The organism is Priestia sp. YIM B13489 (assembly GCF_042787645.1).
Lineage (GTDB): Bacteria > Bacillota > Bacilli > Bacillales > Bacillaceae_H > Priestia > Priestia megaterium.
The window spans coordinates 2,114,556-2,127,815 of the sequence record NZ_JBHZOQ010000053.1; the positions used below are offsets into that span (position 1 = coordinate 2,114,556).

The 13,260-nt window shown below is 37.0% G+C and carries 14 protein-coding genes and 1 pseudogene; 6 read left to right on the forward strand and 9 right to left on the reverse strand.

Annotated elements, in window-relative coordinates; translation table 11 throughout:
* Nucleotides 1-25 precede the first annotated feature (25 nt).
* Nucleotides 26-586 (reverse strand): hypothetical protein, encoded by a 561-nt coding sequence (locus tag ACFX4W_RS16560; RefSeq protein ID WP_043981805.1) that lies wholly within the window; start codon nucleotides 584-586, stop codon nucleotides 26-28.
* Between the two features lie 351 nt (nucleotides 587-937).
* Complete coding sequence (locus ACFX4W_RS16565) at nucleotides 938-2,368, reverse strand: PQQ-dependent sugar dehydrogenase (RefSeq protein ID WP_043981806.1); 1,431 nt, start codon at nucleotides 2,366-2,368, stop codon at nucleotides 938-940.
* A gap of 316 nt (nucleotides 2,369-2,684) precedes the next feature.
* Between ACFX4W_RS16565 and ACFX4W_RS16570 the strand changes: the two genes are divergently transcribed.
* The 6 genes and pseudogenes from ACFX4W_RS16570 (at nucleotide 2,685) to ACFX4W_RS16595 (ending at nucleotide 7,131) form a co-directional block, all read left to right on the forward strand.
* On the forward strand, nucleotides 2,685-3,059 hold the full coding sequence (locus ACFX4W_RS16570) for a cupredoxin domain-containing protein (protein WP_043981807.1): 375 nt from the start codon (nucleotides 2,685-2,687) through the stop codon (nucleotides 3,057-3,059).
* A gap of 256 nt (nucleotides 3,060-3,315) precedes the next feature.
* Nucleotides 3,316-3,504 (forward strand): hypothetical protein, encoded by a 189-nt coding sequence (locus ACFX4W_RS16575; protein ID WP_043981808.1) that lies wholly within the window; start codon nucleotides 3,316-3,318, stop codon nucleotides 3,502-3,504.
* A gap of 274 nt (nucleotides 3,505-3,778) precedes the next feature.
* A pseudogene (locus ACFX4W_RS16580) lies at nucleotides 3,779-3,904 on the forward strand (cold-shock protein); the annotation flags it as partial.
* A 410-nt stretch (nucleotides 3,905-4,314) separates the two neighbouring features.
* Complete coding sequence (locus tag ACFX4W_RS16585) at nucleotides 4,315-4,509, forward strand: hypothetical protein (RefSeq protein WP_025752735.1); 195 nt, start codon at nucleotides 4,315-4,317, stop codon at nucleotides 4,507-4,509.
* Between the two features lie 238 nt (nucleotides 4,510-4,747).
* Entirely contained in the window at nucleotides 4,748-6,334 is a 1,587-nt protein-coding gene (locus tag ACFX4W_RS16590) for an AMP-binding protein (protein WP_043977184.1), read from the forward strand.
* Between the two features lie 119 nt (nucleotides 6,335-6,453).
* Nucleotides 6,454-7,131: an MgtC/SapB family protein gene (locus ACFX4W_RS16595; protein ID WP_013059577.1), complete on the forward strand. Its 678-nt coding sequence runs from the start codon at nucleotides 6,454-6,456 to the stop codon at nucleotides 7,129-7,131.
* Between the two features lie 26 nt (nucleotides 7,132-7,157).
* Here ACFX4W_RS16595 and ACFX4W_RS16600 read toward each other — a convergent pair whose 3' ends face one another.
* From ACFX4W_RS16600 to ACFX4W_RS16630, 7 genes are all read right to left on the reverse strand, one after another.
* Nucleotides 7,158-7,766: an NAD(P)-binding protein gene (locus ACFX4W_RS16600; protein ID WP_043977187.1), complete on the reverse strand. Its 609-nt coding sequence runs from the start codon at nucleotides 7,764-7,766 to the stop codon at nucleotides 7,158-7,160.
* Nucleotides 7,747-8,514, reverse strand: coding sequence for a sirohydrochlorin chelatase (locus tag ACFX4W_RS16605; protein WP_097824842.1), 768 nt, complete (start codon nucleotides 8,512-8,514; stop codon nucleotides 7,747-7,749). Before ACFX4W_RS16605 ends, ACFX4W_RS16600 begins: the two co-directional genes overlap by 20 nt.
* A 13-nt stretch (nucleotides 8,515-8,527) precedes the next feature.
* Nucleotides 8,528-9,307, reverse strand: coding sequence for a uroporphyrinogen-III C-methyltransferase (cobA, locus tag ACFX4W_RS16610; protein ID WP_165575746.1), 780 nt, complete (start codon nucleotides 9,305-9,307; stop codon nucleotides 8,528-8,530).
* 91 nt (nucleotides 9,308-9,398) lie between these two features.
* Nucleotides 9,399-9,998, reverse strand: a complete 600-nt coding sequence (gene cysC, locus ACFX4W_RS16615) for an adenylyl-sulfate kinase (protein WP_014457932.1) — start codon at nucleotides 9,996-9,998, stop codon at nucleotides 9,399-9,401.
* 12 nt (nucleotides 9,999-10,010) lie between these two features.
* Nucleotides 10,011-11,162 carry a sulfate adenylyltransferase gene (gene sat / locus ACFX4W_RS16620; RefSeq protein WP_097824843.1) on the reverse strand — a complete coding sequence of 384 codons (1,152 nt, stop codon included), beginning with the start codon at nucleotides 11,160-11,162 and terminating at the stop codon, nucleotides 10,011-10,013.
* A gap of 52 nt (nucleotides 11,163-11,214) precedes the next feature.
* Entirely contained in the window at nucleotides 11,215-12,294 is a 1,080-nt protein-coding gene (locus ACFX4W_RS16625) for a sulfate permease (protein ID WP_080781573.1), read from the reverse strand.
* Nucleotides 12,295-12,313: 19 nt separating this feature from the next.
* Nucleotides 12,314-13,027, reverse strand: a complete 714-nt coding sequence (locus tag ACFX4W_RS16630; protein WP_025752724.1) for a phosphoadenylyl-sulfate reductase — start codon at nucleotides 13,025-13,027, stop codon at nucleotides 12,314-12,316.
* Nucleotides 13,028-13,260 lie beyond the last annotated feature (233 nt).

The window sequence follows — 13,260 nt, forward strand, 5'->3', positions numbered from 1 at the left end:
GTTAAGGGATTAATTTGTAGATTCACTAGGAAATAAATGTTTTTAATTTTTTAAAATAAGCTAAGCTGAGTTCAACCCAAATCCAACTATAAAGGAAAGTAAATACAAAAATTAAACCAGTAGTAGAAAGAGAAAAATTTTTAGAAATCACGGGACCTAGTACTGGGAATTTGAAACCGTACAATAGGGTAATAATCCCAACAGTTAATAGAGTGGCCCCACTTACAACAATGTATAATCTCTTTTTAAAAAAGTAAAAAGCAGCTCCTATGCCCATTCCCAATATTCCTGTTGTAAAAGGAAAAATAATAAGTTCACTTGGCTGGATAATCAGAAGAAGCAGGTTTGTTAGTATATAGGTAATAAATCCTAGAGGGAGCGAAAGTGTAAAACAAAAAAGAATGGGTGCAGTAGAGAATGGACTAATAAAAACTCCTATTCCTGGTAAGAAACCTCCTGCTGATTGAAAAAGGGCTGCTAAGCTGGCGAAAAGAGCGCCTGATACAAGCTGCTTAGTTTTAGATAGTCTATTAAAAAAAAGCTGCGCAGAGTTTACTTCATTTGAAAGAGACTTTAAAAAGTACATGAATTTCACCTCGGTTAACTGTTTTTACATTATAAGGGGTTAAAGAGAGATTTAGATCATTGCCTGATATATCAACTCTTACATGTAATATATGAAGAAATTAAGAGGGAGGACTAATAAGTCGCATTTACTTTTAAAGGAATAGGTCATATCCGTTAAGATAAATTTCTTTATCTTTCTAAAGGTATGTACTGTAGCCCATAAAATGAACCTTTTATGGGCTTTATTAATTAAAGGCTTTTTTATTTTCTAGGAAGTTCATTTGTTTATTCCTATAAAATAGCTGGTAAAAAAATTAAGCTATAACTTTTAGGAGAAAATCAATACCCAGTCGAATTTTATAAATATAAGTCATGGAACAATTTCAAAAACAGCACCTTGATTAAAGTCAGACACTTTCATAGAGCCATAAACTCCTAAATAAAGCCTGGTTTGATCCAGATTCGTTCCCAAACTAACGTAGTAAGCTGATTGAGAACCAAAATTATAATCAATTTCCACCACACTAAAATCATTTAGCTTACAATCTGTACCTGCCCTGGTATAAGCTAAAACCCCTTTAACTGGGGATTGAGATTCTTTAACCTGTGCAATATCTGTAAACATAACGCTTCCTGTTAAGCTAGGGATATTATTTCCCATATATGGCTGAACTCCTGTAAGGGAGGTCCCTCCAAATTTATTGGGGCGGGGATCTTTATGAAAATAACTAGTTAAAGGCTGAAGACGTCTCACTGAAGTTTTTACCGCTTCATTGTAATAAGCAATTATTTTCTCATCCAAGGCCGGATTTTCAGAACACCTTTTTATAAACGAAGTCGGAAAATCTCCTTCCCATCCCCGCCAGCCAAGGTTAATAAATCCTTCTTGGCTGGGTTTAGCTCTCATTAAAGAAGCTTGAACAAGTTGAGGAACAGGTATTGACTTATAATGAACAAATGAAAAAATCGACTCTACTACGTCTTGTCCAACATTTCCCACATATTTGATGTACTGATTATAAAATTTTTGAAATGAAATGCCCGTTATATTGCGAACACCCTTAGCAATGAGCGTAAGAGTTTCCTGAATAGGTGAGGGGAGTTCACTAAAACGTGTGACTACGGGTGGATTATGGATAAATGTATTCTTACCTACATCAATTTCAATTATTTTCCCGTAAATTTCTATATCATTCTGACTTAAGTTAAAGGGGTCATAGCCTGATCCACCATCTCCGGTTGTAAAGATAAGTTTTCCAGTTTCAGGTGAAAAGTTTAAGCTGTTGACACCATTATGATTAAAAAATGGTCTTCTTAAGTTAAGTAACGTCCGTCTTTTTTGAGGCTGAGCATTTGGTTGGAAAATCCATTCTTCCACTGTATCAATATGATCATATTTAGTTTCTCTATTTATCCACCTTAAGTTTGAAGTTTTAGGATCACACGGGTTAGGTCTATAATGTTCGGAAAGTGCACCTGGGCCTTGTGTTCCAGCTACTGAGTAATGAAGATAAAACAGACCGTTATAATAAAATTCTGGATGAAACGCTAGCCCTAGCAATCCTCGTTCATCATATCCTCCGCGGGAAACACCTGGTTCAGACGTACCTAATTTTATGATTCGTGAGCGAATATCTAAAAAAGTCTGTATAGCTTCGTCTCTTATGTAAAAGATCTCTCCTACTTGGGTTGCAATAAATAAGCTTTCAAATGAGTCACCAGGAAGTATAGCTGTTTTCAAAATGGTAGGTAAATTTATCTTACTAACAATAGGCCGTAAACTAACCTTAGCTTTTATCAACTAACTTGACACTCCTTTTTAATGGTTTCTTTTATAAGAATATGATTGTAACTGTTCTATTAGTATCAATACTGTTTTATAAAGTGCGGCAATTTAATGGAGGGACCTAATCGAGAAGCTTCTTTCATAAAACTTATTTAGTCCTGATTAAGCCTGCTATTTTCTTCTCTCAACACTCAAGATTCTCCCAACGTTCATAACTATTTGTGACTCCCCAAAATTGAAATTAAGGAAAAATAATAATTAATTTACAAAAAATAGTGATATTATTTTATAAATTGGAAAAGAATATGACTTATGAAAGGAGTGAATGCAAATGTCTGTGAAAAACTGGTTAATGGGACTATTCGTTTTGTTTGCGATGGTTATCAGTGTGATGACTTCAGGATCACTCGGCGTTTTGGCCGAATCAGACATGGTAAGACAAAAAACCATGGAGGTTCAGTTGAACGATGATTACTTTAATCCAGAAACCATCACTATCCCGAGTGGAAAAACGACAACATTGATATTAAAAAATGAAGGTCAGAAAGAGCATACCTTCACAGTAGAAAAGCTCGGAATTGACGCTGAAGTCCAGCCTGGAAAAGAAAAAACCATTACCGTAAAACCACAAAATCCTGGTACATATGAACTGATATGTAGGTATCATTTTAATAGTGGAATGGTGGGGAAAGTGATAGTCAAATAACAAGCAGGGCCAATGGGTCTCTGCTTTTTGAAGTGAATATAACATACTTTCTTAATTAACATAATGGATTTTAAAGGTATAAATAAACCGTTCACAATTTCAAAAAAGTAATAAATATTTATTTCAAATATATACTAAATGAAGAAAAAGCACAGGAAAGTATAGAATAAAAACAGCATTTATATCCAGGTTATTAAAAAATGTATCCTTAATGAATGAGCAATGAGCATTGTTTAATTAAAAGGAGGAATTTTATATGGGCGATAATCAATCAAATAATTTAGAACAGGTATCAGAGAATAATACAGATGAAACCAAATTAGGTGATCTTGAGAAAGAGTTTGTAACAAAGCCTGCTAAGTCTTCTGATCCTTATCCGCATAAATATTATACTGGAGACATTTCTATAGTTTCTAATGCTATGCCACGAAACGAGAAAGAATAAAAGTTTCTTATATATTAATATATAAGAGAAACTTTAGACCATTTAAGCTTAAGCTCTGTATTTTTTCAGAACCAAAATACATCTCATAAAAAACAGTTATGTTTCATTTAGTATTTTAAATCCAAAGTAATCGCTTTCATTTTTTGTTTTCTCGAAATCATTGATAGGTTATAATAAATATCTACAAAAATATTAAATGATATGTAAGTAACAAGCAATTACACCCTTAATATTAAAANCAAGTGTGGAGTATTCCACACCAGGAGGCACTATTATGGAACAAGGTACAGTAAAATGGTTTAATGCAGACAAAGGCTTCGGTTTTATCGAAATTGAAGGCGGAGACGATGTATTCGTACATTTCAGCTCTATTCAAGGTGAAGGCTTTAAATCATTAGAANACTATCTTATCAAGTTATCAACGTAATGTCAACAACTTTTTTTAAAAGAAAAGAGAGATCTTTTCCAGCCTGGCAACGTCCTACTCTCACAGGGACAAAGTCCCAACTACCATTGGCGCTAAAGAGCTTAACTTCCGTGTTCGNAGCGACTTTACCATCATAACAAGTTGCAACCTAGTTGTCAACAAGTTTTTTATTTGTTTATCGCTTCGATGTTTGCTTTAGCAGTTCATCTTAGCGACATTTAATAATATACCATGCCTTCTTTTATTGTGCAATAGTTTTTCGATATATTTTTAAAAACTATTTTCTTGCAAACGAAACGTTAGCCAATTAATAGATACTAGCATATCTAGAGCCACACTAGCATAATGTCTATTAAATCATTATCCGCCAAGGAGGCGTTCACTTGGGTACCTTAATTGCAGCTGCACTCTATTTGTCCTTTTGCATGTCTATTCTCTTAATTTCACTTGCTTATTGGGAATCAATTCAAATGTCTAATAAAGAAGGCAAAGTCAACGGCCTTTCATTTATTTCACTTTCAACATTCAGCATGATTTTTTGTTTGTTTACTTCATATTTTTATACCATTCTTTATTAACATGCATTGTCTTCTTATAAAAAGGAGACATTTCTTTATTTTATTACAATATTCGCATTCAGTATACTTACTTATTGAAATCAATGTGATAACTTCAGTCACTTCTCTTCTTCATACGTACGATGGACAGTGAAGGAATTTGTCGAATGATTTTTTGGAACACTTTCTTTAAATTTGATAAACTACTTTTAGAAAACGCTTTCATATATACTTTAACATTATTCAAGGAGGAAACCAAATGAAACCATTGCTTGAATTAACGGTTGGAAAACTTTTAAAAGAAAGTACAAAAAAGTTTGGGCATCAAGAAGCGGTTATCTACTCTGAACAAAATATTCGCTATACGTACGCGGAATTTTATCAAGAAACCTCTCGAGTTGCAAAGGCACTTCTAGCCACTGGTCTCAAAAAAGGCGACCATATCGCTATCTGGGCTACCAATGTGCCGGAATGGTTGCTTCTTCAATTTGCAGCAGCTAGAATAGGCGCTGTTTTGGTTACCCTTAATACAAGTTATCAATCCTCTGAATTAGAGTATGTATTGAGTCATTCTGATACAACAGCGCTATTTTTCATTGATGAATTTAAAAGCACTTCTTATACGTCTATTATCACTAGTATTGAACATAATCTTCCCAAACTAAAACATCTTATAAACTTAAGTGGATCAAGCGAACATACATCTTGGAACGAGTTTTTAATGAGTAGCTTAACGGTATCGGATGAGGTTCTCAATAAGCATGAACAATCCCTACATATCCATGATGTTATCAATATGCAATATACTTCCGGAACAACAGGTTTTCCAAAAGGAGTTATGCTAAGTCACCATAATATAGTAAACAACGGCTTTTTAGTTGCTCAGTCTATGAAACTGACTAACGAAGACCGCTTATGCATCCCAGTTCCTTTCTTTCATTGCTTTGGATGTGTGCTGGGAGTTCTAGCATGCGTATCTGTAGGTGCTACTATGCTACCGATTATTGAATTTCAACCTGCCTCTGTTTTACGCACCGTAGAGAACGAAAAATGTACAGCTCTTCACGGTGTACCAACTATGTTTATTGCGGAATTAAATGCACTTGAGTTTAATCAATATGATTTATCTACTCTTCGCACAGGAATCATGGCTGGTTCTAATTGTCCAGCAGAAGTAATGAAACGAGTCATACATGACATGGGCATCAATGAAATTACGATCGCGTATGGTCAAACCGAAACATCTCCTGTAATCACCCAAACAACACCAACTGATTCTATCGAGCGGCGAGTACAAACGGTTGGCAAAGTTCATAATCATGTACAGATTCAAATTATTAATCCAGTTACAGGTAAACCAGCTTCTTTCGGAGAACAAGGAGAACTTTGTGCAAAAGGATATTTAACAATGAAAGGGTATTATAAAATGCCGGAAGAAACAGAAAAAACAATTGTAGAAGGTTGGCTACATACAGGAGATTTAGCTACTATCGATAAGGGTGGCTATGTAAAAATTACAGGACGTCTAAAAGATATGATTATTAGAGGCGGAGAAAACATTTATCCAAGAGAGATTGAAGAGTTTTTATATAGAATACCCGAGGTAGAAGATGTGCAAATTGTCGGTATTCCTGATCCAAAGTATGGAGAACGAGTTGCTGCATGCATTAAACTCAAGCAACATTCTTTTCTTACCGCTCAAGAAATCAAAGACTTTTGCAAAGGTAAGCTTGCTCATTTCAAAATTCCGGAACATATTTATTTTATAGACGACTTTCCCATGACGGCCTCCGGCAAGATTCAAAAATATAAATTGAAAGAAAAGATCGCAGCGCTTTATAAATAATCAGATTTTTTCGAATTCCACCTGTTATTATGAAGAAAAGTTTACTATACTGATACATATCTGTTTTTCTTCTTTCATACAGATATAAACAACAATGTTTATTGAAATAGGTGAAAATAATGGAAAATGAAATGTTGCTCAAATTAGGTATTTCCGCTGTACTTGGTCTTATTATTGGAATCGAAAGGGAACTAAAACGAAAGCCTGTTGGTTTAAAAACATCTCTCGTAATTTCCATTATTAGCTGTTTACTCACAATTGTTTCGATTGAGTCTTCTCAAATTTTTAATAAAGGTGATCATATCACAATGGACCCGCTTCGTCTGGCCGCTCAAATTGTTTCTGGAATTGGTTTTTTAGGGGCGGGCGTCATTTTACGAAAAGAAAATGACAGCATCTCAGGGCTTACAACAGCGGCTATTATCTGGGGAGCAGCAGGTATAGGCATTGCTGTAGGTGCAGGGTTTTATCCTGAAGCTATTACCGGAGTTGTACTGCTCATTATCAGCGTTGAACTTCTTCCCTTCCTTATTACTATTTTGGGGCCTAGGCAACTGCGCGAGAAAGAGCTTATTCTTCAACTCAAGCTGGCGGATAAGCACAATATCTTTGATACAACTAATAGCATTAGAGAAAAGAATATTACAATTAAAAATATTCGAATCAAAGATTTAGACACCAATGAATTGTATATACGAATGAAAGTGTCAGTTAATAACCAGCGCCCTACTACAGAAGTGTATTACGAAATTCAAAAAATCAGCGGTATTCGAAGCATTGAAGTTGAAAATGTATAAATAAAAAACGGCCAGTTGGCCGTTTTTTATTTGTATTTTTTAATCTGTTGTAAAAATTCCCGCTGTTTTACTAGAGACAGCCGGTATTGATCATCGATAATTTCTGTTAATAACTCATGTTTACGGCTCTTTGACACATTTAATCTGTGGATAAGAACTCTGCATTCATACAAAAACTGTGTATACTGTGTGTAACTCTCATCATAATTTGAGGATAAGTCTTCTTTGATTCGCTTTGTCAACAAAGGGCTAGCGCCATCTGTGGATATTGCTAGCGATAATCTCCCTCTAGAAAACTGTGCAGGAATTTGAATATTTCCATCGGAAAAACTGCTGGCCATATTAACCAACTGATCATTTTTAATATGCTGCTTAACAAACTTATTCACAGCTTGATCATTTGTAGCCACAACAATTAAAAAGACATTAAGTAAGTCTTCTTCTCCTACTTTTTTTCTTTTTACACGCAGCTGATCTTTAGCTTCCCATTCATTTATTTCAGCTGAAACAGTTGGAGCAACCACTGTAATGGCTGCTCCTTCTTGTAAAAAACCTTTAATTCTACGAGTTGCGATTGTTCCGCCCCCAACTACTAAGACCGAACGACCCTTTAAATCAAGCATAACGGTATACATCGTATTGATTTCCTTTGCTGGATAATAACGTTTTTACTTGGTGACTTAAAATGTGTGCAAGTCCATCATGATAACCTAGGTAGTTGGCTAAGATAAACTGCTGGGCATCTGTTGATAGCTGCTCCAATTCTTCCTTAATTTCGTTCATTAAAATACCGGTAAACAAAAGGTATGGAAGAACGAATACTTGCTTATACGAAGTTCGTTTAGCAAGGTGCAGGCCTTCTTTTAAATTAGGAGAAGCTGCAGCTAAATAGCATGTGCTCACTTCTTTAAAAGCACCTTTCCCTTTTAGCAGTTGAGCTATTTCGTTAAAATCTTTTTTTACAGCAGGATCACTGCTTCCTCTGCCGACCAACAATACCATCGAATCTTCATGCTTATCCACATTGGTTTCATTGATTCTCTCTACCAAGATATCAACAATTCGTTCGTCTACGCCGAACGGTTCTCCGTACAGCACCTCTACCTGGGGATAACGTTCATATACTTTGTGTATTTCTTCGGGTATATCATGCTTTGCATGCGCAGCTGTTAATAACAGAAGAGGCACAATTGCAATACGAGTAGCACCTTGTTCAATACATGCTTCAAATCCTTGTTCAATAGTGGGGGAAGCTAGTTCTAGGAAACAAACTTCTTGAATCGGTACATCTAGATTTTTTTTACATCTTTCAATAAAAGCAACTGCCTGATCAGCGCCTTCTTTTACGCGGCTGCCATGGCAAACATATAAAACTGCATCCATATAATCAACCTCTTTAGTAAGCTTCTTGTGCAAACGAATAGTAATGCTGTCCAGTCTTCTCAAACCAATTTAATCGGTCATGAAAATTCACAACTTCACCAACGATAATCATACTTGGATTTTCAATTTGTTCTTCTTTAACAATATCAACAATTGTACCAAGAGTTCCAGTTACAGTGCGCTGGTCCGCACATGTTCCCCAGTGAATCAATGCAATTGGCGTAGCTGAGGTTTTTCCGTGTTTCATTAACTGTTGGCAAATGTACGGTAAGTTCCGCACCCCCATATAAATTGCAAGAGTATCTACACCTTTGGCTAGGCTATCCCATTTGATTGCATCATGCTCGCTATCTTTACGATGACCCGCTACAAAAGCAAAGCTTGCGCTGTATTCCCGGTGAGTGAGAGGGATTCCTGCATAAGCAGCGGCTGCGATGCCTGATGTAATCCCTGGAACAATTTCAAATGAAATGCCCTGCTGCACGAGAGCTTCTGCTTCTTCCCCTCCGCGTCCAAAAACAAATGGATCTCCGCCTTTTAAGCGCGTTACAATTTTTCCTTTTTTAGCGAATTTCACTAAAAAGTTGTTAATTGTTTCTTGCTTGAGGGTATGGTAGTTCGGAAGCTTTCCGCAGTAAATGATATCTGCATCACTTTTAGCATACTCCAGCAGGTCCTTATTCACTAAACGATCATATAAGATAACATCTGCTTGCTGAATTGCTTTCAACCCTTTTAATGTAATTAAATCTGGATCTCCCGGTCCTGCACCGACTAGATATACTTTCCCCATGAATGCCTTTCACCCTTCCATCATTTCCACGTTTCCGCAGCGCTCCCACATTTTAATTTGAATTAGAACAGCGGACAAAGTCCGCTGTCATTTAGATAAATTTTCGGTTAGCTAAATATTCAATAACAGTTTGTACACATTCTTCTACAGACTGTGTGCTTGTATTAATTGTTAATTCAGGATTAGCCGGTGACTCATACGGAGAATCAATTCCTGTAAAATCACGAATTTCTCCGCTTCTTGCTTTTTTGTAAAGGCCTTTTGGATCTCTTTTTTCACATTCTTCTAACGGGCACTCCACGTATACTTCCAAAAATTCATTCCCCTCTAAGATCTCACGCACTTGAGCTCGGTCCTCTTGGAATGGAGAGATAAATGCTGTTAGTACCACTTGACCGCTGTCTACAAACAGCTTAGAAACCTCACCGATACGGCGAATATTTTCTGTACGATCTTCAGCAGAAAACCCTAGATTCTTATTTAAGCCGAAACGAACATTGTCACCATCTAATACATAGTTGCGAATATTTTTATCAAAAAGCGCTTTTGCCACTGCGTTTGCTACGGTAGATTTACCTGAACCCGAAAGACCTGTAAACCATAGTACAAAACTGTGATGATTATTTTGCTCGCGTCTTTCCTCTTTTGTAATTCCAGCATCATGCCACGTAATGTTTGTTGATTTGCTCACTTCAACCGCTCCTTATTTTGAAGATACTTTTTGTTTTGCTAATCCATTAATTAACACTTCAATTACTTCTTTACGGCTGAATGTGCTTGGTGGCACTTCTCCGTTACGAAGCATTTCACGTACCTTTGTTCCAGATAGAATCATATGATCTTCCTTGCTGTGAGGGCATGTTTTCGTTGATGCCATCGCTTCACATTTCTTGCAATAGAAGCTGTGTTCAAAGAATAAAGGTGTAATTCCTAATTCATCTGCTGTAAAGTTACTGAAGATTTTTTGTGCGTCATATGTTCCATAGTAGTCACCAACACCAGCGTGGTCACGGCCTACAATGAAATGTGTGCATCCAAAGTTTTTGCGAACCATTGCATGGAAAATAGCTTCTCTAGGTCCAGCATAGCGCATCGCAGCAGGGAAAACTGCTAAAGCTACACGATCGCTAGGATAATAGTTCTCTAAAAGTACTTCATAACTTTCCATACGGATATCTGCTGGGATATCATCTGACTTTGTTTCTCCTACAAGTGGATTTAAAAACAGGCCGTCTACAATTTCTAATGCCGTTTTTTGAATATATTCGTGCGCACGGTGAACAGGGTTACGAGTTTGGAATCCAACAACCGTTTTCCAACCGCGTTCTTCAAATGCTGCTCTTGTTTCAGTAGGATCTAGGTAATACTTTTCAAAACGCGTTTTAGGTGTACGTTCTACAAGTACGATTGGACCTGCTACATATACATTTGGGCGTTCCATCATTTTTTTCACGCCAGGATGAGCAAGTTCTGCCGTGCGGTACACGTTCTCCGCTTCTTTTTCTTTATTTGGCGTATATACTTCAGAAACTTCTAAAACACCATACGTTACGCCGTTTTGAACAAGTTTTACTTTGTCGCCAATGTTTAATTCTTTAGCTTGCTCTTCTGTTACAGGAAGAGTGATAGGAATACTCCATACTGTTCCATCTGCTAAACGCATATTTTCAACAACTGATTGATAATCTTTTTCTCCTAAAAATCCTGTAATTGGGCTGTAAGCACCAATTCCAATTAGTTCTAAATCACTTAGGGCCATGTTATCTACTTCGATTTCTTTTGTTAGTGACGTGTAGTCATATGTTGGTTGATATAAATTAATTAATTCTCCACCGTGTGCTTGAATTGTTGTCATTTTGTAAAATCCTCCTTAAATAATTAACACAATATAATAAAAAGCACTTGAATCACGCAGTCATTTTTTCTTTTTCCGACTGCAAGCTTGCTCTTTTTCTTCTAGTCGCTCTAGCTAAGCTTAGAACACCTGCTGTGGCAATACATCCGCTAGCTAGCACCACAAATGAATATAAGTCGCTTTCAAGTACTAATTTCACAAGAACATATGAGATTACGAGTGAAAATACAGGGGAGACCACCCAAACCTTTAACATTTGAATGACAACTTCGCGCTGTTCTTTCGTGAATCCCGTTTTCGCTGCTCCTATTCCAATAATAGAAGACGTAGTGACCTGTGTAAGGGGTACTGGCAAACCAAACAGTGAAGCGACTGTGACAAGAGAAGCACCAGTACCCGAGATAATGCACCCTTCCCCTACAGAATAGCGAGTAATTTTTTTCCCGTTTGTTTCAATAACTCGGCCTCCTAGTAAAAGAGCTCCGAGCGCCACTGCCAATCCTCCTGCTATGACACCCGTTGTGGCATCCATTAATCCAGCTCCTACTAGAGGACCGACAGCATTTGCCACGTTATTCATTCCAGCTGAGAAGGCTTCAAAGAATCCCGTCGCTATAACTAAAATCGTTAAAACTCTTTTCCACGTTCCCTTTGCTTCTTTTTTATGCGCTCCGCGTTTTATCACTTTTCCAATCAAAAAAGCAATGACAAATGAAACCAGCGGAACAATAATCCAAAAAGACATGACAACTAAAAGTTTTTCCACATACAGAGATTGATAAGCTACGCCTACTCCAACAACTGAACCAACCGTTACTTCACTTGTTGATAGAGGAATACCAATTAAATTCGCGAAAAAGAGTGACAGCGTTGCAGCAGCCAGAATGATAATAACTAATTCTACTGACAGCAATTTTTCAGGTATGATACCTGAACTGATGGTTTTTACCACCTCGCCGCCTCCGATAATGGCTCCGAGCACAATACCTACAGCACAGATGAACAGGGCTACTCTTTTCTTTTTAATCGCACCGGAGCCGTATGAAACGCCCATAGCTGCTGCTGCACCGCTTGCCCCAATATTCATTGCAAAAAAAAGCGCAATGATAAAGGCAACATATAAAAGCATCATTTATTCAGCTCTTTCGTATTTAAGATTCGTGTAATCCGCATTCAACTTTTTGTGTACCTGCCCATCTTCCTGAACGTAAATCGTCTACATTGTAGGCAGGTGCGGTACAGGGCTCACAGCCGATACTTGGGTAGCCTTGATCATGAAGTTTGTTATATGGTAAATCATGCTTATACACATAGCGCCAAACTTCTTTCCAGGACCAATGAATTAACGGGCAGACTTTCACTTTCTTGAATTTCTCATCTTTATTAAAATAATTCGTGTTGGCACGAGATTCAGACTGCTCGCGTCTCAAACCAGAAATCCACGCATCATAAGGAGCAAGAGATTCCCTTAGCGGGATGATTTTTCGAATTTGACAGCATAGGTTAGGCTGACTCTTCCAAAGCTCATCTCCATGTTTCTCAGCTTGTTCTGCAAGCGTTAAATCCGGTTTTTTCATATGAATACGCAAATCAGGAAAGCGTTCTTTAATTGCATCAATTACTTCATATGTTTCTTTAAAATGAACGCCCGTATCTAAAAAGACAATTTCAGCATCTTTTTTCACTTTTGAAATTAAATCAATTAACACGATTCCTTCGATACCAAAGCTTGATGCGTAAATAATTGAATCTCCGTAGGTATCATACGCCCACTGCAATGCTGAAAGGGCTCCTTTTGTTTCATCTTCACTGTCGAACTCTGGAAATGTATCACTCCAGTTTTCGTACGTATATAAGTCTGCCATTTTCTTCACTCCAATTCTTAGTTATCCGCGTTATCCAATAAAAAAAGACGGTTTTACCCACTAGAATTGGATAAAACCGCCTCTAGTGTGTCTAGTCAGCGAAACTATTTAATTCTTACTTTGCTTCGACATGCTCAAAAATTTGTTTTAAGTCGGGGGTTACAGTCATTGGTGTCCCTCCTCAAATTATCGCTTGCGCTATATCAAAATAAAAAGTCTTCCATATTGAAAGA